The sequence below is a fragment of the Streptomyces spinoverrucosus genome (genome assembly GCF_015712165.1).
GTDB classification, from domain to species: domain Bacteria; phylum Actinomycetota; class Actinomycetes; order Streptomycetales; family Streptomycetaceae; genus Streptomyces; species Streptomyces spinoverrucosus_A.
Genome location: NZ_JADPZX010000002.1, coordinates 264880 through 287445, shown reverse-complemented (window position 1 = coordinate 287445; position 22566 = coordinate 264880). Strand labels below are relative to the sequence as shown.

At 72.8% G+C, this 22566-nt stretch carries 19 protein-coding genes and 2 pseudogenes; 15 read left to right on the top strand and 6 right to left on the bottom strand.

Translation table 11 applies throughout. The features are described 5' to 3' along the window. The first annotated feature begins 159 nt into the window (after nt 1-159). The 3 genes from I2W78_RS36605 (at nt 160) to I2W78_RS36595 (ending at nt 2973) form a co-directional block, all read left to right on the top strand. The gene (locus I2W78_RS36605; protein ID WP_196465043.1) at nt 160-960 is read left to right on the top strand and encodes a TetR/AcrR family transcriptional regulator; all 801 of its coding nucleotides are present in this window, start codon (nt 160-162) and stop codon (nt 958-960) included. Nucleotides 961-1093: 133 nt separating this feature from the next. Continuing rightward, on the top strand, nt 1094-2311 hold the full coding sequence (locus I2W78_RS36600) for a sensor histidine kinase (protein WP_196465042.1): 1218 nt from the start codon (nt 1094-1096) through the stop codon (nt 2309-2311). After that, nucleotides 2308-2973 (top strand): response regulator, encoded by a 666-nt coding sequence (locus I2W78_RS36595; protein WP_196465041.1) that lies wholly within the window; start codon nt 2308-2310, stop codon nt 2971-2973. The genes I2W78_RS36600 and I2W78_RS36595 overlap by 4 nt, the downstream gene beginning before the upstream one ends. Here I2W78_RS36595 and I2W78_RS36590 read toward each other — a convergent pair. Further along, nucleotides 2934-3218 (bottom strand): DUF6332 family protein, encoded by a 285-nt coding sequence (locus I2W78_RS36590; RefSeq protein ID WP_196465040.1) that lies wholly within the window; start codon nt 3216-3218, stop codon nt 2934-2936. The two genes, I2W78_RS36595 and I2W78_RS36590, sit on opposite strands and share 40 nt — an antisense overlap. A 71-nt stretch (nt 3219-3289) precedes the next feature. Then, entirely contained in the window at nt 3290-4771 is a 1482-nt protein-coding gene (locus I2W78_RS36585; protein WP_196465039.1) for an MFS transporter, read from the bottom strand. 85 nt (nt 4772-4856) lie between these two features. Between I2W78_RS36585 and I2W78_RS36580 the strand changes: the two genes are divergently transcribed. Continuing rightward, a complete protein-coding gene (locus I2W78_RS36580; RefSeq protein WP_196465038.1) occupies nt 4857-5252 on the top strand; it encodes a MarR family winged helix-turn-helix transcriptional regulator in 396 nt (131 codons plus the stop codon). A gap of 21 nt (nt 5253-5273) precedes the next feature. On the opposite strand, the gene I2W78_RS36575 is transcribed toward I2W78_RS36580, so the two are convergent. From I2W78_RS36575 to I2W78_RS36565, 3 genes and pseudogenes are all read right to left on the bottom strand, one after another. Continuing rightward, nucleotides 5274-6014: a maleylpyruvate isomerase family mycothiol-dependent enzyme gene (locus tag I2W78_RS36575; RefSeq protein WP_196465037.1), complete on the bottom strand. Its 741-nt coding sequence runs from the start codon at nt 6012-6014 to the stop codon at nt 5274-5276. A gap of 82 nt (nt 6015-6096) precedes the next feature. Next, a complete protein-coding gene (locus I2W78_RS36570) occupies nt 6097-7302 on the bottom strand; it encodes an MFS transporter (protein WP_374222747.1) in 1206 nt (401 codons plus the stop codon). An 18-nt stretch (nt 7303-7320) separates the two neighbouring features. After that, nucleotides 7321-7956 (bottom strand): annotated as a pseudogene (locus I2W78_RS36565) (hypothetical protein); the annotation flags it as partial. A gap of 248 nt (nt 7957-8204) precedes the next feature. Between I2W78_RS36565 and I2W78_RS36560 the strand changes: the two are divergent. Further along, complete coding sequence (locus tag I2W78_RS36560; RefSeq protein WP_196465036.1) at nt 8205-9659, top strand: glyceraldehyde-3-phosphate dehydrogenase; 1455 nt, start codon at nt 8205-8207, stop codon at nt 9657-9659. Between the two features lie 31 nt (nt 9660-9690). Here the strand turns inward: I2W78_RS36560 and I2W78_RS36555 are convergent, their stop codons facing one another. Further along, nucleotides 9691-11196 carry an alpha/beta hydrolase gene (locus tag I2W78_RS36555; RefSeq protein WP_196465035.1) on the bottom strand — a complete coding sequence of 502 codons (1506 nt, stop codon included), beginning with the start codon at nt 11194-11196 and terminating at the stop codon, nt 9691-9693. 147 nt (nt 11197-11343) lie between these two features. On the opposite strand from I2W78_RS36555, the gene I2W78_RS36550 reads away from it, so the two are divergent. The 10 genes and pseudogenes from I2W78_RS36550 to I2W78_RS36505 all read left to right on the top strand — a co-directional run bounded on the left by I2W78_RS36550 (nt 11344) and on the right by I2W78_RS36505 (nt 22560). Next, nucleotides 11344-12600: an ATP-grasp domain-containing protein gene (locus tag I2W78_RS36550; RefSeq protein ID WP_196465034.1), complete on the top strand. Its 1257-nt coding sequence runs from the start codon at nt 11344-11346 to the stop codon at nt 12598-12600. Next, nucleotides 12597-13424, top strand: coding sequence for a Rossmann-like domain-containing protein (locus tag I2W78_RS36545; protein WP_230886990.1), 828 nt, complete (start codon nt 12597-12599; stop codon nt 13422-13424). The genes I2W78_RS36550 and I2W78_RS36545 overlap by 4 nt, the downstream gene beginning before the upstream one ends. Then, nucleotides 13421-14502, top strand: a pseudogene (locus tag I2W78_RS36540) (PLP-dependent cysteine synthase family protein). The gene I2W78_RS36545 and the pseudogene I2W78_RS36540 overlap by 4 nt, the downstream one beginning before the upstream one ends. Then, nucleotides 14499-15533, top strand: a complete 1035-nt coding sequence (locus tag I2W78_RS36535; protein WP_196465033.1) for a mandelate racemase/muconate lactonizing enzyme family protein — start codon at nt 14499-14501, stop codon at nt 15531-15533. The pseudogene I2W78_RS36540 and the gene I2W78_RS36535 overlap by 4 nt, the downstream one beginning before the upstream one ends. Further along, on the top strand, nt 15530-16771 hold the full coding sequence (locus I2W78_RS36530) for an MFS transporter (RefSeq protein ID WP_196465032.1): 1242 nt from the start codon (nt 15530-15532) through the stop codon (nt 16769-16771). The genes I2W78_RS36535 and I2W78_RS36530 overlap by 4 nt, the downstream gene beginning before the upstream one ends. A 10-nt stretch (nt 16772-16781) precedes the next feature. Then, a complete protein-coding gene (locus I2W78_RS36525; RefSeq protein ID WP_196465031.1) occupies nt 16782-17573 on the top strand; it encodes a class I SAM-dependent methyltransferase in 792 nt (263 codons plus the stop codon). Between the two features lie 28 nt (nt 17574-17601). After that, nucleotides 17602-19164 (top strand): ABC transporter substrate-binding protein, encoded by a 1563-nt coding sequence (locus tag I2W78_RS36520; protein WP_196465030.1) that lies wholly within the window; start codon nt 17602-17604, stop codon nt 19162-19164. A gap of 26 nt (nt 19165-19190) precedes the next feature. Continuing rightward, a complete protein-coding gene (locus tag I2W78_RS36515; protein WP_307784034.1) occupies nt 19191-20219 on the top strand; it encodes an ABC transporter permease in 1029 nt (342 codons plus the stop codon). After that, complete coding sequence (locus I2W78_RS36510; RefSeq protein WP_196465029.1) at nt 20216-21016, top strand: ABC transporter permease; 801 nt, start codon at nt 20216-20218, stop codon at nt 21014-21016. The genes I2W78_RS36515 and I2W78_RS36510 overlap by 4 nt, the downstream gene beginning before the upstream one ends. Then, a complete protein-coding gene (locus I2W78_RS36505) occupies nt 21013-22560 on the top strand; it encodes an ABC transporter ATP-binding protein (protein ID WP_307784023.1) in 1548 nt (515 codons plus the stop codon). Before I2W78_RS36510 ends, I2W78_RS36505 begins: the two co-directional genes overlap by 4 nt. The last annotated feature ends 6 nt before the right edge of the window (nt 22561-22566 follow it).

Genomic DNA, 22566 nt, shown 5'->3' with positions numbered 1-22566 from the left:
GGGTTCAGTTTGAGAGAGAGCGGTGCTCTGAAGCAAGAGCGGTGCTCTGAAGTAAGAGCAGCGCTCTGAAGTAAGGGCTGCGCTCCACTCGAAGAGCGATGCTCTGAGAGCACCGCTCTCAATCGTGTGCACCGCTCCAAAACATGGAAAGCTCCCCCCATGACCAGCCACAGCACCCCCCACGGCGCCCGCGCCCGAGCCCGGATCGAAGTCACCGCGGCCATCAAGGACGAGGCCCGCAAACAGCTCGCGGCCGAAGGTGCCGCCAAGCTTTCCCTGCGCGCCGTCGCCCGCGAGCTCGGCATGGTCTCCTCCGCCGTCTACCGTTACTTCCCCAGCCGCGACGACCTGCTCACCGCGCTCATCATCGACGCCTACGACTCCCTCGGCGCCGCCGCCGAAGCCGCGCACGGCGAAGTCGCGCACGCCGGCCCCGTGCAGCGTTGGATGAAGGTCTGCGAGGCCGTGCGCGGCTGGGCGTTGGCGCATCCGCACGAGTACGCGTTGATCTACGGCTCCCCCGTTCCCGGGTACACCGCCCCCCAGACCACCGTCCCGCCCGCCGCCCGCGTCGGGCATCTGCTCATCGCCATCGTGCGGGACGCGCACCGGGGGCTCGGTGTGGCCAAGCCGCGGGTGGCGGAGGAGCTACGCCCGGAGGCGGTGCGGATGGCCGCCGATCTCGCGCCCGACCTGCCGCCCGAGGTGGTGGTGACCTTGGTGGCGGCCTGGTCGCAGCTGTACGGGCTGGTGGGGTTCGAGGTGTTCGGGCAGTTCACGAGGATCGTCGAGGACCGTGAGCCGTTCTTCCGGCACGCCGTCGGCCAACTTGCCCACACCGTCGGCCTCGTCTTCCCGCAGGAGGGCCGAGCCGCGCCCGCCCGTCAGGGCACCGGCACCGGCACCGGCGCCGACACCGGCAACCGCACCGGCGGCAAGGGCAGCAGGTCCGCGTCCTGACGAAGGACCTGCGAGGGACTCGGGTACGGATCCGGGAGAGGGGCGGGCAGGGGGACGTACTTCCGCGGGAGTACGCGTGATCACCTCGCCCGGCTGACGCCCTGCGGCGTGGGGGCGGTCTAGCGTGGCGGGCATGGAGGAGCAGTGGGCACGTCGCGGCGGGTGGTGGCGGCACGGGCCGCCGTGGCCGGGCCGCTGGGACGAGGAGCGGCAGGGCCGGTGGCCGTGGCGTTCCACCGTGCTGCTCACCGCCTTCGTGCTGATGGGCTCCGGCTTCGCCGCGCACGCGCAGCAGGGTGAGCGGGCGGCGCTCGACCCCTTCGCGCGCGTGCTGCTGGTGGTGGCGGCGGGGACGCTGCTGTGGCGGCAGCGGTTCCCGGTGGCCGTGGTGTTCGGGAACGCGGCGGCTGTCGCGCTGTATCTGGGCGCCGGATATCCGTACGGGCCCGTGCTGCTCACCGTCGCCGTCGCTTGTTTCAGTGCGATCGTCGCCGGGCATCGCAGGGCCGCCTGGGCGGCGCTGGGGATGTTGTGGGCGGCGCATGTGCTGGTGGCGCACTGGCTCTACCGGTGGCTGCCCCCGTCCGGGGACGACCCCGCCTCCTGGACGCAGGAGATCGTGATCGCCACCTGGGTGGTGGCGATCGTGGCGCTGTCGGAGTTGGCCCGGATCCGGCGGGAGCAGTGGGCGCGGGAGCGCGCCGAGCGGGCGCTGGCGGCGCGGCGGCGGGCCGACGAGGAACGGTTGCGGATCGCGCGTGAACTGCACGACGTGCTCGCGCACAGCATCTCCGTGATCAACGTACAGGCGGGCGTCGGTCTCGCCCTCCTCGACAGCGACCCGGAGCAGGCGCGCACGGCGCTCACCACCATCAAGGACGCCAGCAAGGAGGCGCTCGGCGAGGTCCGCCAGGTGCTCGACACCCTGCGCACGCCGGGCGACGCGCCGCGCGCCCCGGCGCCCGGTCTGGACCGGCTGCCCGAGCTGGTCGAGCAGGCGGCGAGCGCCGGACTGACGGTGACGGTCGAGGGCGAGGCACCCCGCCTGCCGCCCGGGGCGGACCTCGCCGCGTTCCGGATCGTCCAGGAGGCCCTCACCAATGTCGTACGGCACTCCGGGTCGCGGGACGCGCGCGTGCACCTCGATCAGTCGGGCGGCGCGCTACGGCTGCGCGTCGACGACGACGGGCCGGCGACCGGCGCCGACGCGGGCGGCAGCGGCAACGGACTGGCCGGAATGCGGGAACGGGCGGCCGCGCTCGGTGGCACCATCGAGGCGGGCCCGCGACCCGACGGCGGCTTCCGGGTGCTCGCCACCCTGCCGCTGACGAGAAAGGACGACGACCGGTGATCCGCGTACTGCTCGCCGACGACCAGTCCCTGGTCCGGGCCGGCTTCAAGGCGCTGCTGGACGCGCAGCCGGACATCGAGGTGGCCGGGGAGGCCTCCGACGGCGAGGAGGCGCTGCGCGCGGTGCGCGAACTGCGGCCCGACATCGTCCTGATGGACATCCGTATGCCCGTCCTCGACGGTCTGGCCGCGACCCGCCGGATCACCGAGGACGCGGCCCTGAAGGACGTGAAGGTGGTCATGCTGACCACCTTCGAGTTGGACGAGTACGTCTTCGAGGCGATCCGCTCCGGTGCCTCCGGCTTCCTGGTCAAGGACACCGAGCCGGAGGAACTCCTGCGCGCGGTACGGGCGGTGGTCGCGGGCGACGCGCTGCTCTCGCCGGGCGTGACGCGGCGGCTGATCGCGGAGTTCGCCGCCCGCTCCAAGGAGCCCGCGGCCGCCGACGCCCTCGCCGGACTCACCGAGCGGGAGCGGGAGGTGATGGCCCTGGTCGGCATCGGCCTGTCCAACGAGGAGATCGCCCGCCGCCTGGTCGTCAGCCCGCTCACCGCGAAGACGCACGTCAGCCGCACGATGGTGAAGCTGGGCGCGCGCGACCGGGCTCAACTGGTGGTGCTGGCCTACGAGTCGGGGCTGGTGCGGCCGGGCTGGCTGGGCTGAGCCGCGCGCCGGAAACGGACGAGCACGGCGATCACCCGTACGACGAACAGCACCGGCCCGAGAACCAGCCCCGCCCGGATCAGCGACGTCTCCACCACGCGGGGCAGTTCGAAGAGCCACGCCGGACCGGCGACCGCCCCGAAGACCACCGCCGCCGCGAACGCCGCGCTGCACAGCGCGTACCCGATCTCGACGGTGATCGCGTCCCGCTCGGCCTGAGTACGCCGTCCCCCGTAAGTCTCCATGACCTGCATCAAACAGGTGTGCGCCCGGCGGAGCAAGCAGGCCCCGCCGGGCGCACCTGGGAGACGTCCCCCTAGTCGCGGACCGGTTCGCGCTCCGCTTCCGTCTCCTTCACCAGGGACTGGGCGACCACGACCGTCTGCTGCGCACGCTTCGTCCGCAGGCCGGACAGGGCGATGAGGAGGCCGGCGACGGCGATGCCCGTCACCACGATCAGTCCCGGCCGGTAGCTGTCGAGGACGGCCTGTGGGGTGGGGTCGGCCGGGGCGCCCGCGGTCACCACCGCCGTCACCACGGCGAGGAAGATCGCTCCGCCGACCTGCACGGACGTGTTGAGCAGGCCGGAGACCATGCCCTGTTCGTGGTCGTCGACGCCGTTGGTGGCCTGGATGTTGAGCGACGGGAAGACCAGTGCGCAGGCCGCGCCGATCAGCAGCATGCTCGGCAGGATGGCGGCCGCGTAGACCGGGTCGAGGTCGACACCGAGGAACAGCGCGTAGCCCACGACCATCAGCGCGAAGCCCACCGCGAGGAGCCGCTGGGTGCCGAACCGGTCGACGATCGAGCCCACGCTCGTCGACGACAGCGCCACCAGCGCGCCCGCCGGCAGGAACGCCAGCGCCGTGTGCAGCGCCGACCAGTCGAGCAGGGACTGCATGTACAGCGTGACCAGGAACTGGAAGCCGACGTAGGAGCCGAAGAAGGTCATCGCGCCGAGCTGGGCGCGGATCTGGGTGCCCGAGCGCAGCACCCCGAGCCGGATCAGCGGTCCGGGCGAGCGCCGCTCTACGACGACGAACACCGTCAGAAGGACCGCGACCGCGAGGAAGGACAACAGTGTGCGGGCGGAGGCCCAGCCGACCTCCGGTGCCTGCACCACGGTGAAGACCAGCAGCAGCATCGAGGCGGTGCCGAGGACGGCGCCGGGGATGTCGTAGCCGTCGTGGTCGCGTTCGCGGGCGCTGCGCGGCAGCAGCTTCAGGCCCGCGATCAGGGCTATGAGGGCGATCGGCGCCGGCAGCAGCATGGTCAGGCGCCAGCTGGCCTCGGTGAGCAGGCCGGACAGCACCAGGCCCATCGAGAAGCCGGTGGCGGCGCAGGTGGTGTAGATGGACAGGGCGCGGTTGCGCAGCGGACCCTCGGGGAACGTCGTCGTGATGATCGACAGGCCGGCGGGGGCCGTGAAGGCCGCGCTCAGGCCCTTGATGAAGCGGCTGGCGATCAGCAGCGGGCCGGAGTCGACGAGGCCGCCGAGCAGTGAGGCGAGAGCGAAGACACCCAGGGCCACCAGGAAGACCTGGCGCCGGCCGAGCAGGTCGGCGGTGCGTCCGCCGAGGAGGAGCAGGCCGCCGTAGCCCAGGATGTAGCCGCTGACGACCCACTGCAGGGCCGAGGTGGACAGGCCGAGGTCGGCGCCGATGGACGGCAGGGCGACGCCGACCATCGACACGTCCAGCGCGTCGAGGAACATCGCGGCGCAGAGCACCAGCAGGGTGCCCCACAGCCGCGGGGTCCAGCGTCCCTCGGACGCCGAGGTGGTGAGCGGAGAGGTCATGACCCGGACACTACATGCGCATACATTCAATGCAAGCGCATTTAATTCCGGCGCAATAAATTCATTTCTCTGCTACGGTGCCGTCATGGCGGCGAAGAAGGCCGAGCAGGCGCTTGTCGAGCAGTGGCGGGACATCCTGGCCCTGCACGCGCGCACGCAGTGCGAGATAGACCGCGCACTGCACCAACACGGCCTGTGCGCCAGCGACTTCGAGGTGCTCGACGTCCTCGCCTCCGGCTCCACCTCCGACTCCGGCGCCTGCTCCCTGCGCGTCCAGGAGATCTCCGAGCGGGTCCATCTCAGCCAGAGCGCGCTGTCCCGGCTGGTCGCCCGGCTGGAGAAGGACGGGCTGCTGGAACGCGCCATGTGCTCCGAGGACCGGCGCGGCGTCCGCGTGGTCCTCACCGACAAGGGGCGCGCCCTGCACGGCGAGGTGCTGCCCGTGCAGCGGGCCGTGCTGACCCGGATGCTGACGGACTGACCCACGCCACGGGCCCGGGCATCAGCCCCAGACGATCCCCGATTTCTCCCGCCACAGGTCGGCGGGCGCGCTGTCCCCGCTGACCTCGGGGAACGGCAGCCGGTTCCAGAGCGAGAGATACAGCGCCGCGGCCGGTCCGCCGATCTCGCAGTCGGCGGCACCGGCGTCGCCCCGCTCCGTCACGGGCGGTTCCGCTGACAGCCGTACGGTCCACACCGCGTCGTCCGCGTCGGTCGCCCGCACCCGCAGCACCCGGGGCTCCTCGGTACGCACGGCGCTCTTGCGGCGGGCGTGGAAGCCGCGCAGCAGTTCGTCTATGCCGTCCAGCGCGAAGTCGCGGGCGATCTCCGCGCGCGTACCGCCGCGTGCCGCCTCCGCGTCGACGCGGTGCACGGTCGTCTCGTGCGCCTGCCGCCGCGCCCAGCAGGCCAGCGCGGACGGGGCGGGCAGGACCTGCCAGCACTGCACGTCGGGCGGGGCGGCGGTGAGGGTGTCGACGAGCCGGCGGTGCCCCTCCCGGTACCAGGTCAGCAGGTCCTCGCCGTCCAGGTCGGGCAGTTCCCCTCCGGGCCGGTACGAGGTCCGCGCCTCGGCGACGAGGCCGGTCGCCCAGCGATGCACCATGCCCGTGTGCCGCAGCAGGTCCCTGACCTGCCAGCCCGGGCAGGTCGGCACCTCGGCCCCGGTCCCGGCCTCGGCGGCGGCCGCGGCAAGCAACCGGCCCTCGATGTCGAGGGTGTTGATGAACTCGGCGATCTCCACGTGGCTGAGTCTGCCCCATGGAGTGCGCTCGAGCGAGAGCGGTTTTCCCGGCCTGCCTTCCAAGGGCTCCGGGCGCCTCTCGTCAACCCCCGGCCACCCTGCGCGTCGCGAACCCGACCACCGCGGCGAGGCCCGCCAGTACCGCCACGCTCGTGAGCGCGGTCGGCAGCGAGAACCAGTCGGCCATGAAGCCGATGGCGGGCGGCCCGAGCAGCATCCCGCCGTACCCGAGCGTCGAGGCCGTGGCGACGCCGCTCGGGCCGGCGAGCGCGCCCGCGCGTTCGACGGCCACGGGGAAGAGGTTGGCGAGACCGAGCCCGGCGACCGCGAAGCCCAGGAGCGCGGCCCACAGGGAGTTCGCCAGCGAGCCGACCAGCATCCCGGCCGCCGCGGTCGCACCGCCGACGACCACTGTGCGGGTACGGCCGAGGCGTTCGAGCAGCGCGGTCCCGCTCAGGCGGCCCACCGTCATGGCGAGGGCGAAGCAGGAGTAGCCCACCGCCGCCACTCCCGGCGAGGCACGCAGGTCCTGCTCCAGGTGCAGGGCACCCCAGTCGGCCAGGGCGCCTTCGCCGTAGGCCGTGCACAGGGCGATCAGGCCGAAGACGAACACGAGACCCCGGGTCCGCCGGTCCATCCGGCGTGGGGCCTTGGCGTCGTAGGGAATCCGCTCCGCAGGTGTCGGCGGTTCGTGGCGCAGCAGCGTCGGTCCCGCGACGGCGGTCACGAGCAGTCCGACGACCGCGAGCCCGAGCAGGTGCCGGGTGGGGGACAGGGACCCCGCGACCAGCGCGCCGAGTCCGGCCCCGACCATGCCGCCGAGGCTGAAGGCGGCGTGGAAGCTGGGCATCACCGGGCGCCGCAGGGCGGTGACGAGGTCGACGGCGGCGCTGTTGAAGGCGACGTTGATCCCGCCGTAGGCCGCGCCGAAGAGCAGCAGGACGGCACCGAGGGCCGCTGCGGAGTGGGTGAGCGGGGGCAGGGCGACGCTGAGGGAGAGCAGGACCGCGCAGACCACGGTCACCGGATGGCTGCCGAAGCGGCGGCACAGGCGTCCGGTGAGCGTCATCGTGACCACCCCGCCGGCGGAGACACAGAGCAGCGCGAGCCCGAGGGTGCTCGCGGAGGCGTCGGTCTGGTCCTTGATCGCGGGGATGCGGACGACCCAGCCCGCGAAGATGAAGCCGTCGAGGGCGAAGAAGGTGGTCAGGGCGATACGGAGACGGGTGAGGTGGTTGCCGTTGCCCGGCACGGCGGTGTGCGAACGGGTTTTGTTTATTTGCGGCACAAATTGAGGTTAGGTTGACGGCGGGAGTGCGGCAAGGGGGACGGTCCGTGCACAGCCGAGCCCCAGCAGTTCCGCTTCCGCCACCGCACCGTCCCCGGGCGGCCGATCGGCCCCGGACCGCGTCCGCAGCTCGTCCGTCCTGCGCGCGTCCCACAGGTGGCGGTGCAGGTCGAGGCGGAACCGCCGGCTGGGATGGGGATGCGGGTGACGGCGGGCACCGGCCTCGGAGCGGGCAGCGTCCCACAGTGCGAGTCCGATCCGCTGCCCGCCGTCCGCCCAGACCGGCGGCGTACGGGCCACGAGGTGCACCGGGCCCGCACCCTCGCGCCCGGTGTCGTACCGTGCCAGGGCGATGGTCAGACCCGGGCGCAGCAGCCCGTCCGGAGCGATCCTCGGCATGTGCCAGCGCAACAGGTCAGGGGCCAGATGGCGCAGATCGGCGCGGAGCCGGGCCGCGAGTTCCCGGCCGTAGGTACGTGTCGTGGCACGTAGGTCGAGGTCGACGTCGACGCCTGCGGCGGCGCACGCCCCCGCCCAGTCCCCGGCACGGCGGCGGGCGGTCGCGGTCTCGATCATGGAGGGCGGCACGGCGAACTCGCGCACGCGCAGCCAGCGGGAAAGGCGGGCATCCCGGTTCGCGGTCGCGGTGAGCATCAGCACTCACCTTGCGCGGACGGGACCCCCAATCTGCCAACGGAGTGAGTCGTCATCGCCGGAGAGCGTAGCCCTCGTCATCGAGGCCTGCCAGGTGTTTTTGACCAGGGGCGACGGCGGACCGGCGCGAGCGGGTGGCCGAGGGTGGGTCGGCCAGGTCCTCGCGAACGTCGGCCGACCACCGGGTGAATGATCGAATCGGGGGTGCGGTTAGCATATGAGCGCCACCTAGCTCGAAAGATAGGCCCGTGACTGTCAACGACGACTCGTTCACCAACTGGAAGAACCGCGAGGAGATCGCGGAGTCGATGATTCCGATCATCGGGAAGCTGCACCGCGAGCGGGACGTCACCGTCCTGCTGCACAGCCGCTCCTTGGTGAACAAGTCGGTCATCAGCATCCTCAAAGCCCACCGGTTCGCCCGCCAGATCGCCGGCGCCGAGCTCTCGGTCACCGAGACGATGCCGTTCCTGCGGGCGCTCACCACGCTCGACCTCGGCCCCTCGCAGATCGACATCGGCATGCTCGCCGCCACGTACATGGCCGACGACCGCGGCCTGAGCGTCGAGGAGTTCACCGCCGAGGCCGTCGCCGGTGCCACCGGCGACAGCAAGATCGAGTGCCGTGAGCCGCGCGACGTCGTCCTCTACGGCTTCGGCCGCATCGGCCGCCTCGTCGCCCGTCTGCTGATCGAGAAGGCGGGCTCCGGCAACGGCCTGCGGCTGCGCGCCATCGTCGTCCGGGGCGGCGGCGGGCGGTCCGGCGAGGACCTCGTCAAGCGCGCCTCGCTGCTGCGCCGCGACTCCATCCACGGCCAGTTCCAGGGCACGATCACCGTCGACGAGGCGAACAGCACGATCGTCGCCAACGGCAACGAGATCAAGGTGATCTACTCCGACGACCCGACGTCGGTGGACTACACGGCGTACGGCATCAAGGACGCCATCCTCATCGACAACACCGGCAAGTGGCGCGACCGCGAGGGCCTGTCCAAGCACCTGCAGCCGGGTATCGCCAAGGTCGTGCTGACCGCCCCCGGCAAGGGCGACGTCCCCAACATCGTGCACGGCGTCAACCACGACACCCTCAAGCCGGACGAGGACATCCTGTCCTGCGCGTCCTGCACCACCAACGCGATCGTCCCGCCGCTGAAGGCGATGGAGGACGAGTTCGGCGTGCTGCGCGGCCACGTGGAGACCGTCCACTCGTTCACCAACGACCAGAACCTGCTGGACAACTACCACAAGGCCGAGCGACGGGGCCGCTCCGCGCCGCTGAACATGGTCATCACCGAGACCGGCGCGGCCTCCGCCGTCGCCAAGGCGCTGCCCGACCTCAAGGCGAAGATCACCGGCAGCTCGATCCGCGTCCCGGTGCCGGACGTCTCCATCGCGATCCTCAACCTCCAACTCGCCCGCGAGACCACCCGCGAGGAGGTCCTCGACCACCTCCGCGAGGTGTCGCTGACCTCGCCGCTCAAGCGCCAGATCGACTTCATCACGGCGCCCGACGCGGTCTCCAGCGACTTCATCGGCTCGCGCCACGCCTCGATCGTCGACGCCGGCGCCACCAAGGTCGAGGGCGACAACGCGATCCTCTACCTCTGGTACGACAACGAGTTCGGCTACTCCTGCCAGGTCGTCCGCGTCGTCCAGTACGTCTCGGGGGTCGAGTACCCGACCTATCCGGCGCCGGTGGCCTGATCCGGGCACCGTCGCGATGCCCGGACCGCGCTCACCCGTGGTCCGGGCGTCCTGACGGCTCCGGCAACCCCGGCCCCGCACACCGCACATCCCTCACCGGAACCACCCCGTCGACCAGATACGCCGCCACTGTGTCGTCCACGCACGCGTTCCCCCGGCTCGCGAACACGCCGTGCGAGTAGTCGTTCTCCAGCGTCACCAGCCGTGAGCCCGGCAACAGCCGCCGCAGCTCCCGCGCGCCCGCGACGGGCGTGACCGGGTCGTGCGCCGAGGCCACCAGCAGCAGCGGCGGCGCGTCCGGGCCGCCGAGCGGGGTGCGGTGGGTGGCGCGGTGCCGCCAGTACGCGCAGGTCGACGCCTCCATGCCGGTCAGCACCGGCTGGGGGTCGATACGGCGGGTGCGGCGGATGTCCGTCAGGATGCGGTCCGGCGTGGGCGCGGGCCCGTCGGCGCACTTGACGATGCGGTTCGCCGCCTCGTAGTTGCGCGAGGACGCGCTGTCGAAGGGTGAGGCCGGGCGCAGGCCCGTCACCGTCCCCTCCCGCAGGTAGGCGCGCAGACCGTCGGCGAGCCCCGCCCAGCGTTCGGTGCGGCCCAGCGCGCGGTACACGCCCCGGTCGAACTCCGCCGCACCGAAACCCTCCACCGGCCGCTCCGCCAGCCCGCGCCGCACCCGCAGATAGGCCTCGCGGACGTCCGCCGCACGACCGCCCAGCCCGAAGCGGTCCGGGTGTGCGGCCGTCCAGGCATGGAAGAGGTCCCGCTGCCGCAGCAGCGCCCGGCTCTGGACGACATCGAAGTCGTACCAACTCCACGGGCCCACCACGCTGTCGAGGACCATACGGCCCACCCGGTGCGGGAACAGGGCCGCGTACGCGGCGCCGAGGTAACTGCCGTACGACACACCCAGGAAGCTCGTCGACGGCTCGCCGAGCGCGGCCCGGATCGCGTCCATGTCGTGGGCGGTCTGCGCGGTGGACAGATACGGCAGTACCTCGCGCGCGCCCACAGCGCAGTCCTCGGCCATGTCCCGGAGCGAGGCGAGGTGGGCGCGCTCCGCCGTCGGGTCCACCGGCACCGGGTCCGGGCCCGGGCTGTCGAAGAGGCCGCCCATCGGACCGCAGTCGACGGGGGCGCTGTGGCCGACGCCGCGTGGGTCGAAGCCTATGACGTCGTAAGAACGCCGCACGCTCTCGGGCAGTTTGGCCCGCTTCGTCACCGCGTACGGCAGTCCGGAGCCGCCCGGTCCGCCGGGATTGACCAGGAGGACGCCACGGCGTTCGGCGGGTGTGCCCGAGGCGCGGACGCGGGAGACGGCTATCTCGATACGCCGCCCCTGTGGGCGTTCCCAGTCGAGCGGCACGGCGATGCTGCCGCACTCGACACGGTCCGGCGCGGGCGGGGCCGGTACGGAGGCGGGGCAGGCGCCGAAGCGGATGGGCGGGGCGGCGGCCTGTGTCGGGCTCGTGGGGATCAGGGTCGCGGCGGCGGCCGCGAGGACGCACAGCAGCGCGGTGCGGCGTGGGGGGAGAGGCACGGGGGTGCTCCGGACAATGGACGGATGGTCAGATGACAATGGGAATCATTATCGCTAACGTGTCGTGCGCACAACCCGGCGCCCTGCCCGAGCGGGGCCCCGTCGTGCTGCCCTGACGTCTGAACTACATGCCTAAAAAGGGGAGTTGTGGGTCATCTGCTGGTGGTCGAGAGCTGGGTCGGCTCGATGAGCAGGCTGCTGCCACGTGCGATTCGGGAGGGCGGTCACGAGTTCACGTTCCTCACTCGTGACCTGCACCACTATCTGCGGTCGGCGCCGGAGGGAACGGCGCATCCGCTGCTGGGCGCCCGCAACATCGTCACCGCCGACACCAACGACCCCGACGCCCTGCTGCCCGAGGTCGAACGGCTGCACGCGGTGCTGGGCTTCGACGGAGTGCTCACGTCCTGCGACTACTACCTGCCGACGGCGGCCCGGATCGCCGGCCGCCTCGGCCTGCCCGGGCCGGGCCCCGAAGCGGTCGAGAACGCCTGCCGCAAGGACGCCACCCGCCGCATCCTCGCCGACGCCCAACTGCCCCAGCCGCGCTTCGCCGTCCACGAGGAGTGGACGGACCTCGCCCGGGCGGCACGGGAGATCGGCTACCCACTGGTCGTCAAGCCCGTCGACCTGTGCGCGGGCATGTACGTACGACGCGTGGACGACGAGGCCGAACTCGCCGCCGCCTACCGGGCGTTGGCCGACTTCCCGGTCAACGCGCGTGGACAGCGCCGGGCGCCCGCCGTACTCCTCGAGGAGCTGCTGGACGGCCCCGAGGTGAGCGTCGAGACCGTCTCGCACGGGGGCGCGGTGCACGTCGTCGGTGTGACCGACAAGAGCATCGGCGGGGCGCCCGCCTTCATCGAGACCGGTCACATGTTCCCGGCCGCCCTGAGCGCCGCCGACACCGAGGCCGCCGAGCAGACCGCGCTGGGTGCCCTGAAGGCGCTCGGGCTGACCGACGGCGTGGTCGCGCACACCGAGGTCAAGCTGACCTCCGCCGGACCGCGTGTCGTCGAGGTCAACCCCCGCCCCGCCGGCAACCGCATCACTGAGCTGGTCCGCCACGTCACCGGCATCGACCTCGCCGCCGCCTTCGTCGACGTCGCCCTCGGCCGCACCCCAGACCTGCGCCGCACCGACACCGGGCTGCGCAGCGCGGCCATCGGCTTCCTCGTCCCGCACACCGTCGGCACCCTCGAAACCCTGGACGGCACCGGACTCCACGACACGCCCGGCGTGTTGGAGGTACAGCTCGCCGAGCCCGGCAGGGCGGTGAAGGCGGCCGGCAGCAACAACGAGTACCTCGGACACGTCATGGCGGGCGACGCGGACGGGCCCGGTGCCCGCGACCGCGTCGAGGCCCTGCTGGCCGGGCTGCGCGCCGGGCTGGTGATCCGATGACCGTCGACATGGCGACGTACCGGACACTCGCCGATCTCGTGGACCGCGTCCGGGCCGGAGCACTCGGCCCCGCCCCCGCCACCCAGCGCATCGCCGTCGCCTTCACCACCCGGCAGGCCGTACGGCACACCGGCCGCGGCACCGGCTACCGCAACGAGGTCCTCAGCCTGCGCCTGGCCGGGGCCGTCGGCTCCTGTGCCGTCGAACCCGGGGCGCTGCCCGAGAGCGCGCTCGACGACTGTGTGGGCGCGGACGTGGCCCGGCTCCTCGACCACCCGCTGCCGCCGGTGCGCGTCGCGGCACTCGACGCCTACCTGATGCACGTCACCCCGCACACACCCGACCACGGGGCGGACGCGGTGCGCCTGCCCGCCGGGTCCTCGCTGGAGAAGTCACGGACCCGCGCGCGTGCCGTCGTCGAGTTGCTCGATCTGCCGGCCGGGGCAACCGTCCTGGTCGTCGGTGTCGTCAACTCACTGCTGGAAGCCCTGCGTTCACGCGGGATCGGCTACATACCCTGCGACCTCAAGGGCGGGGTCACCGAGTGGGGCGAGCCGGTCGTCACCGACGCCCTCGCAGCCGCCGACCGCTGCGACGCGCTGCTCGTCTCCGGTATGACGCTCGGCAACGGCACCTTCGACCCACTGCGCCGGCACGCGCTGCGGCACGGCAAGCAGCTGGTGATGTTCGCCCAGACCGGCAGCGCCGTCCTGCCCCGCTTCCTGGGGCAGGGCGTGAGCGCGGTGTGCGCGGAGCCGTACCCCTTCTTCTGGCTGGACGGCGGACCCGGCATCATCCACCGCTACCGCGAGGGCGATCGATGACCACCACCGCCGCCGTGCGCGCCCCGGCGCGCCCCGAGCTGCTCGACCTCCTCGGCCGAACGCCGCTCGTCCGGATCGGCACCGAACTGCCCGGCCCGCACCCCGGTTTCTGGGCCAAGCTCGAAGGGCTCGCGGCGGGCGGGATGAAGGCGCGGGCCGCCGTGTCGATGCTGCTCGGCGCCCGCGAGCGCGGCGAGCTGCGGCCGGGCGCGCCGGTCGTGGAGTCGACGTCCGGGACGCTGGGCCTCGGGCTCGCCTTCGCCGGACAGGCACTCGGCCACCCCGTGGTGCTCGTCGGCGACAGCGAACTGGAGCCGTCCATGCGCCAGTTGCTGCGCGCCCACGGCGTACGCCTGGAGATCGTCGACCGGCCCGCCCCCAGGGCGGCTGGCAGGCGGCCCGCCTCGCCCGGCTGCGGGAGCTGCTCACCGACCTGACCGACGCCTACTGGCCCGACCAGTACAACAACCCGGACAACACCACCGGCTACGCCTCCCTCGCCGCCGAACTCGCCGTCCAGCTCGACCATCTGGACGTCCTGGTGTGCAGCGTCGGCACCGGCGGGCACAGCGCCGGCATCGTCGGCCCGCTGCGCCGGCACTGGCCCGCCCTGCGGCTGATCGGCGTCGACGCGACCGGGTCGACGATCTTCGGCCAGCCCGCCCGCCCCCGGCTGATGCGCGGCCTCGGCAGCAGCATCCACCCCCGCAACGTCGCCTACGACGCCTTCGACGAGGTGCACTGGGTCGGCCCCGCCGAGGCGGTGGACAGCTGCCGCCGGCTCGCCCGGGGCAGCTTCGTCACCGGCGGCTGGAGCACCGGCGCGGTCGCGCTCGTCTCCGCCTGGGCGGCCCGCGTCCACCCGGGCGCGGTGGTCGCCACCGTCTTCCCCGACGGCCCGCACCGCTATCTCGGCACGGTCTTCGACGACGACTTCACCACCGCGCACGGCATCGACCCCGCCGACGCGGCCCGGCGCCCCGTCGAGATCCCGCACCCACGCGCCGCCGAGGCCACCGGATGGGTGCGCTGCACCCGTGTCACCGACCCGCTCGACTCCCCGGAAGTACACCAGTGAAGGCCACCCAGCGCACCGTACGCCTCGATCTCACCGAGCCGCTGCGCATCTCCCGCTCCACCATGTCCACCCGTGACGCCGTGTGGCTGACCGTCGAACACGAAGGGCTGTACGGCCATGGAGAGGCCGTCACCAGCGTCTACTACGGCCTCGACACGGCCACCCTCGAACGCCTCGTCGCGGCCGTCGACCTGCACCGCCTCGCCGATCCGGAGAGCGCCCTGGAGGCGCTGCGGGCCGGGGAGCTGGCCGGTGACTCGCCGCCCGCCGTCACCGCCGCCGTCGAATCCGCGCTCCTCGACCTGGTCGGCAAGCGCGCGGGCAGCCCCGTCCACCGCCTCCTCGGCGCGCCCTCCGCGCCCGTGACCGCCACCGCCCGCACCATCGGCATCTGCGCGCCCCTGCACGCGGCCGCCGAGGCCCGGCGCCTGGCCGCCGCCGGTTTCGAGGTCCTCAAGGTCAAGGCGGGCACCCCCGACCCCGAGGACGACATCGAGCGCGTCCGCGTCATCCGCGACGCCGCGCCCGGCGCCCGGCTGCTCCTGGACCCCAACGGGGCCTGGACGTCGGCGCAGGCCTCCGACTTGCTGGCCCGGTTCGCCGACCTCGGTGTCGAAGCCGTCGAACAGCCCCTCGCCCCCGGTGATCCGGAGACGCTGGGCGCCCTTGCCGAGCGCTCCCCGCTGCCGGTCATCGCCGACGAGGACGCCGTGAGCCTCGACGACGTCCGCCGCCTCGCCGGACGCGTGCACGGCGTCAACGTCAAGCTCGCCAAGTGCGGCGGCGTCCACGCGGCGCTGCGTATCGCCGAGGCCGTCGAGGGCAGCGGCACCGCGCTGATGCTCGGCTGCCTCACCGCCAGCACCCTCGGCCTCGCCCCCGCCGTCCACCTCGCCGACCGCGCCCGCTGGGCCGACCTCGACGGACACCTGCTGCTCGCGCACGACCCGTGGACCGGGATCGGCGGCACCGACGGCTTCGTCCGCGCGAGCGACCTGCCGGGGCTCGGCGTCGAGGAGGTGGCGGCATGAGGACATGGCACGAGATACGCCGGTTCCCGCTCGCCGTACGCCTCCTGCTGGTCAACCAGCTCGGCGTCAACACCGGCTTCTACCTCCTCATCCCCTACCTCGCCACCCACCTCACCGAGAACCTCGGCATGTCGGCGGCCGTCGTCGGCATCGTCCTCGGCGTGCGCAACCTCAGCCAGCAGGGCCTGTTCATCATCGGCGGCTCCGCCTCCGACCGGCTCGGCGCGCGGGGCGTGATCATCGCCGGGTGCGGGCTGCGGGCCGTCGGGTTCGGGCTGTTCGCGCTCGGCGACGGGCTGCCCGTGCTGCTCGCCGCGTCCGTACTGAGCGGGCTTGCCGGGGCGCTGTTCAACCCCGCCGTACGGGCCTACCTCGCGCAGGAGGCGGGGGAGCGCAAGGCGGAGGCGTTCGCGCTGTTCAACGTGTTCGCCACGACCGGCGCGCTGATCGGCCCGCTGCTCGGCAGCCTGCTCCTGCTCGTCGACTTCCGCACGTCCGCCCTGACCGCCGCCGCGATCTTCGCGGTCCTCACCGTCGCGCAGGCCCTGGTCCTGCCCGCGCGGGAGGTCGAGCCGAGCAAGGGCGGCGTCCTCGCCGACTGGCGGGAGGTCGTAGGTAATCGGGCGTTCCTGGCGTTCGCGCTGGCCATGGTCGGCCTGTTCACCCTGGAGAACCAGCTCTACCTGCTGCTGCCGGCCGGCGCCCGCCGGGCCACCGGCTGGGACGGCGCCGCCGGCCTGGTGTTCCTCGTCGGCACCCTCGCCAACCTCACCCTGCAACTGCGCCTCACCCGCGCCCTCAAGCGGCGCGGCAGCAGGGCCCGTTGGATCGGCCTCGGCCTGCTGCTGACAGGCCTGGCCTTCGTGCCGCCGGCCACCGTGGCGGGCACCACCTCCGCCGGGCTGCTGGACGCCGTACCGATCCTGCTCGGCACCCTGATGCTCTACGTCGGCCTCATGATCGCCTCGCCGTTCGTCATGGAGCTGATCCCCGGCTTCGGCCGCCCCGAGCTGACCGGCACCTACTACGGGATCTTCTACGTCGTCTCCGGCATCGCCGCCGCCCTCGGCAACACCGTCGTCGGCTGGGCCATGGACACCGGGGAGGGCGACGCCCCCTGGCTGCCCTGGGCGTGCTGCGCCCTGTTCGGACTGGCCTCCGCGCTCGGCGTGGCCCTGCTGCACCGCCGGAAGTCGCTGCCGACCCCGCCGCGGACCGCCGTACCGGCCGCGGCCTGAGGAGCCCCCTGTGACAACCACCAACCTCCTCACCGACAACCCCGAGCTGTACGAGGCCCGCTTCCCCGACCCCGAGCGGCTGGCCGGCCGCTGGACCGAGGACTGCCTGCGGCGGTACGACGCCGGACCCCGCGTCCTGGACATGGGCTGCGGCACCGGACGCGACGCCGCCCATCTGCACCACGCGGGGCGCCGGGTGACCGGCGCGGACCTCTCCGAGGCGATGCTCGGGTACGCCCGCACGCACCACCCGGGGCCCGCGTACGTCCGTGCCGACCTGCACGGATTCGATCTGGGCCGGGGAGCGTTCGACGCGGTGGTGTGCCTGGACAGCGCGCTGCTGTACTGCCACACCAACGACCAGCTCGACGGCTTCCTGACCTCCTGCCGTCACGCCCTCGCCCCGGGCGGCCTGCTCGTCGCGGAGATGCGCAACGGCGCCTATTTCCTCGGCCGCACGGACCTGCTCGACACGCCGAAGGTGAACTCCTTCACCTGGCAGGGCACGGAGTACCGCTCCACCACCACCCTCACCGTGGACCGCACCGCCCAGCTCCTGCGCCGGGTCCGCACATGGACCGCGGACGAGGGATCGGCGCCCGTGGAGCAGCGCTCCGCCTGGCGGCTGCTCTTCCCGCAGGAGCTGCGACACCTGCTGGCCGCGCACGGCTTCCAGGTGCTCGCGCTGCACGACGGCCCGGGACCGCGCACCGAACCGCCCTGGCACGAGGGCCGGTTGCCCGGCGCGACCACCGACGCCGACCGGCTGCACGTCGTCGCACGCCTCACCACCCCCCACTGACCTGTCCCTCTCTGCTCAAGGAACCCTCATGAACCTCCCCGGTCTGCACCGGCGCGGCTTCCTCGCCGCCACCGGCGCCGCCTCCCTCGGCGCGCTCGCCCTCACCGGCTGCGGCTCCTCCGACGGCCCCGCCACGAGCGAGGGCGACGGCAAGCCCCGGCGCGGCGGACGGCTGCGTGCCGCCTTCGCCGGCGGCGGCGCCAGCGAAACCCTCGACCCGCACCTGGCCAACCTCTTCGTGGACGTGGCCCGCGCCAAGGCGCTGTTCGACAAGCTCGCCGACTACGGCCCCGACCTGGCCGCCGAACCCCGCCTCGCCACCAAGTGGGAGGCGAACAAGACCCTCGACCGCTGGCAGGTCACCCTGCGCGAGGCCACCTTCCACGACGGCCGGCCGGTCACCGCCGCCGACGTCCTCCACAGCTACCGCCGGATCGCCGACCCCAAGCAGGCGTTCCGCGCCAAGGCGTCCCTGGAGCCCATCGACCTCGCCGCCAGCCGCGCCACCGGCGAGCGGAGCATCGAGTTCGTGCTGAAGCGGCCGACCGCCGAATTCCCCAACGTCCTGGCCGCGTTCGGCGCGTACATCGTGCCCGAGGGCGCCACCGACTTCGACAAGAAGCCGATCGGCTCCGGCCCGTTCCGGTTCGCCTCCTTCACCCCGGGCCGCTCGGCCGTGGTCCGCCGCTACGACGACTACTGGGACGGCGCCCCGTACCTCGACGAGCTGGAGTTCGTCGTCGCCAACGAGGAGTCCGCCCGCGTCAACGCCCTGCTCGGCGGCCAGGTCGAGTACGCCCACGAACTCAACCCCACCACCGCCCGCGCCCACGAGAACCAGGGGCAGATCGAGATCGTCCGCCTGCGCAACAGCGCCATGCAGGCCTTCGTCATGAAGACCGACCGGCCGCCCTTCGACGACAGGCGGGTCCGGCAGGCGTTCTTCCTCATCGCCGACCGCAGGGAACTCGTCGACGGCGCACTGTCCGGCGCGGGCGAGATCGGCAACGACCTGTTCGGCAAGGGCTACGAGTACTACGCCGACGCTCTCCCCCAGCGCGAACAGGACCTCGACAGGGCCCGCGCGCTGCTGAAGCAGGCCGGCGCCGACAACCTGAAGGTCACCCTCGACACGTCGGCCGTCGCCGCCGGGTTCACCGAGGCCGCGAGCATCTTCCGCGACCAGGCCAGGAAGGCGGGCGTCACCATCGAGGTGAAGATGGGCAGCAAGGACTCTTACTGGAGCGACGTCCTCGACTCCGGCACCCTCGCCTGCTACCGCTCCGGCGCCATGCCCATCGAGGCGCACATCTCCCAGCGGCTGCTCACCGACTCCACCACCAACGCGACCAAGTGGCAGCACAAGGACTTCGACGCGCTCTACCAGCAGGCCCAGTCCACGCGCGACAAGACCGAACGGGCCGCGGTGTACGAACGTATGCAGCGCCGCCTGTACACCGAGGGCGGGTTCCTGGTGTGGGGCTTCGCCGACTGGATCCTCGGAACGGCCCGCAACGTGAAGGGCGTCGAGCGCGACGCGCCCGCCAACACCCTCGACTGGGCGCGGTTCGACAAGGTGTGGCTCGGGTGAAGCCCAAGCAGGCCCGGCGAAGTCACGTGCGGTTCGACAGCGCCGACAAGGGGCGCGGGGAACCGCGCGACAAGCCACGAGGGCGCCGCGGCCGACAGTCGGCATACCGTGGCACATCCTTCGTCGCCCGGCGCCTGATTCTCGGGGGAGTTCAAACCGTGGCCGTGGTGCTGCTGGTCTTCGCGCTCACCGAGGCGCTGCCGGGCGACGCCGCCGTCGCCCTGGCCGGCGACCAGCCCGACCCGGCGCGCATCGCGGCGATCCGGGAGGCCATGCACCTGGACCGACCGGCGTACGAGCGGCTGGCCGACTGGGCGGCCGGCCTGCCGCACGGCGACTTCGGCACCTCGCTGGCCTCCGGGCGCCCGGTCAGCCAGTACATCAGCGACGGTTTCGGCCCCACCCTGCTGCTGGCCGCGCTCACCGTCGTCCTGCTGCTGCCGCTCGGTTTCGGCCTCGGCGTGCTGGCCGCGCGGCACGAGGGGCGGCTGATCGACCGGCTGGTCAGCTCGGCGACGCTCGCCGTGTACGCGGTCCCGGAGTTCGCGCTGGGCGTGCTGCTGGTCGGCGTGGTGGCACTCCGGCTGGGCTGGCTGCCGCCGACCGCCGTCGGCTACGGCACCGACCTGCTCGCCCATCCGGCCGCGCTGGTCCTGCCGGTGCTCGTGCTGCTCTCCCGGCCGGTCTGCTCGCTGGCCCGCCTGGTGCGGGCCGGCATGATCGACGCCCTCGCGGCGCCGTACGCGGTCCACGCACGCCGCTACGGCGTCCCGGGCGCCCGCGTCCGCTACGCGCACGCCCTGCCCAACGCCCTCGCTCCGGCCGCTCAGCAACTCGCCCGTACCGTCGACTGGCTGCTGTGCGGCGTGATCGTCGTGGAGGCCCTCTTCGTGATCCCCGGACTGGGCACGGTCCTGCTCAACGCCGTGGCCGAGCGGGACGTGCCGGTCGTGCAGGGGCTCGCGGTGGTGTTCGGTGTGCTGACCGTCGTCCTCAATCTGGGCGCTGATCTGGTCGCCCACAGGTTCGCACCGCGTGCGGGGGTGGCCGCGTGAGGTCCCGATTCCTGCTCGGTGGGGTCATCATCGGCGTACCCCTCGTACTCGCCCTGCTGGGGCCGCTGTTCGCGGGCGAACCCGGACCGCGCGCGATGTCCTTCACGCTCGGGGACGGGCACTGGCTCGGCACCGACTTCGTCGGACGGGACGTGTGGCAGCAGGTGCTGCACGGCGGTCGCCCGGTGGTGCTGACCGCGCTCGCGGCGACGGCCCTGGCGTACGCCGTCGCGATACCCCTCGGCCTGCTCAGCGCGCTCACCCACCGGCGCTCGCTGGAGGAACTCCTGATGCGGCCCCTGGACGTGCTGCTGGCCGTGCCGTCGCTGCTGCTGATCCTGCTGGTGGCGGCGGTGTTCGAACCCGGCCCGGTCGGACTCGCGCTGCTCGTGGCCCTGGTCAACATCCCGGACGCCGCCAGGATCGTCCGCGCCGCCGCCGCTCAGGCCGCCGCCCGGCCCGCCGTCGAGGCGCTGCGGATGCAGGGCGAGACCTGGTGGCGGATGGCCGTCGGCTACGTCGGCCGCGCCACGCTGCGCACCCTCGCCGCCGACGCGGGGGTGCGACTCACGGGCGTGCTCTACCTGGTGGCGACGGCCGCCTTCCTCGGCGTCGGAGTCGCGCCGGACGCCGCCGACTGGGCGGTCATGGTCGACCGCAACCGCACCGGCCTCGCCGTGCAGCCCTGGGCCGTCGTCGTCCCCGCCCTGCTGATCGTCGCCCTGACGACGGGCAGCAACCTGCTCTTCGACGCCGCACTGGACAAACGCAGTACAGACAAGGAACGACGCCCGTGAGCGATGTGCTGAAGCAACCGGAACCCGTCGCGGAGATCACCGACCTGCGCGTCGAGATCGACGGCAGGGCCATCGTCGACGGCGTCCACCTCCGGGTCCTGCCCGGCAAGGTGACCGCGCTGGTCGGGGCCTCGGGCAGCGGCAAGACCACCACCGGCCTCGCGCTGCTCGGGGAGTACCCGCCGGGCGCCCGGGTCACCGGTGCCGTACGGGCACCGGCGGGCGTCGGCTATGTGCCCCAGCACCCGGCGGCCGTGCTCAACCCGGCCCGGCGGGTCTCGGCGCTCCTGTACGACATCGCCCGCGAGCGGGTACGGGACCTGCCCCGACGTGAGCGCAAGGCTGCGGCTCGCGCACGCGTCCTGCGGGCCTTGGCCGACGCGCAACTTCCCGACGGGGAAGCGCTGTTGAGCCGCTACCCGCACCAGCTGTCCGGTGGCCAGCAGCAGCGCGTCGTCCTCGCCCAGGCGCTCCTGCTCGGCGCCCGGGTCATCGTCGCCGACGAACCCACCACCGGCCAGGACGCGCTGACCACGAGCCGGATCGTCGACGAACTCGCGGCGGTCGCGGCCAAGGGCATCGCGGTGGTCCTGCTCAGTCACGACCTCGATGTCGTGCGCGCGCTCGCCGACGACGTCCTGGTCATGCGCGCGGGGCAGGTCGTCGAGTCGGGCCCGCCCGAGCGGCTGTGGACGGCGCCGCGTCACGAGTGGACCCGGCGACTGCTGGACGCGCGGACGCCGGTGGCCGAGAACCGGTCACCAGGAGCCGGATCCTTGTGCGTACGGGGCTTGACGGCCCACCACCGCGACGGTCACCGCCGTACGACGGTCCGCGTCCCGGAGCTCACCCTCCACGCGGGCGAATGCCTGGCCGTCGTGGGCCGCTCCGGCAGCGGCAAGACCACCCTCGCCCGCTGTCTGGCCGGGCTCCACCGCGACCACAGCGGAGAGGTCCTGCTCGACGGCCGCCCCCTGCCGCGCAGTCTGCGGCAGCGGGACCGTGCGCAGCTGGCGGCGGTGCAGTACGTCTTCCAGGACGCCCGCGCCGCCTTCGACGAGTACCGGCCGGTCCTCGCCCAGGTCGCCCGTACGGCCGTACGCCTGCGCGGTGCCGACGAGCAGGCAGCCCGGGCGGAGGCCCTGGCCACGCTCGCTCGTCTCGGCCTCCCGGAGGAACTGGCGGGCCGTCACCCTGCCCGGCTCTCCGGCGGTGAACTCCAGCGTGCCGCCCTCGCCCGCGCCCTGCTCGCCCGCCCCCGGGTCCTGATCTGCGACGAGATCACCTCGGGCCTCGACACGGTCACCCGCCGCGGCATCCTCGACGTCCTCGCGGGCCTGCTGCGCGAAGGCGATCGCGACGACCTCTCCCTCGTCCTGATCACCCACGACCTGGACACCGCCCGCCTGGCCGATCGAGTCGCCGTCCTGGACGCGGGCGAACTGGTCGAGCAGGGCTTGGCCGACAAGGTGCTGGACGCGCCCCGCCATCCCTTTACCGTGTCCCTCATGGAGACGACGAAGCGTCTGACGGTGGAGACTTGACGGGGC

Coding starts and splice junctions, on each gene's coding strand:
- I2W78_RS36580 (WP_196465038.1), top strand. CDS start 4,857: ATGGCGGCGAAGAAGGCCGAGCAGGCGCTTGTCGAGCAGTGGCGGGAC.
- I2W78_RS36520 (WP_196465030.1), top strand. CDS start 17,602: ATGAACCTCCCCGGTCTGCACCGGCGCGGCTTCCTCGCCGCCACCGGC.
- I2W78_RS36530 (WP_196465032.1), top strand. CDS start 15,530: ATGAGGACATGGCACGAGATACGCCGGTTCCCGCTCGCCGTACGCCTC.
- I2W78_RS36585 (WP_196465039.1), bottom strand. CDS start 4,771: ATGACCTCTCCGCTCACCACCTCGGCGTCCGAGGGACGCTGGACCCCG.
- I2W78_RS36605 (WP_196465043.1), top strand. CDS start 160: ATGACCAGCCACAGCACCCCCCACGGCGCCCGCGCCCGAGCCCGGATC.
- I2W78_RS36545 (WP_230886990.1), top strand. CDS start 12,597: ATGACCGTCGACATGGCGACGTACCGGACACTCGCCGATCTCGTGGAC.
- I2W78_RS36600 (WP_196465042.1), top strand. CDS start 1,094: ATGGAGGAGCAGTGGGCACGTCGCGGCGGGTGGTGGCGGCACGGGCCG.
- I2W78_RS36590 (WP_196465040.1), bottom strand. CDS start 3,218: ATGGAGACTTACGGGGGACGGCGTACTCAGGCCGAGCGGGACGCGATC.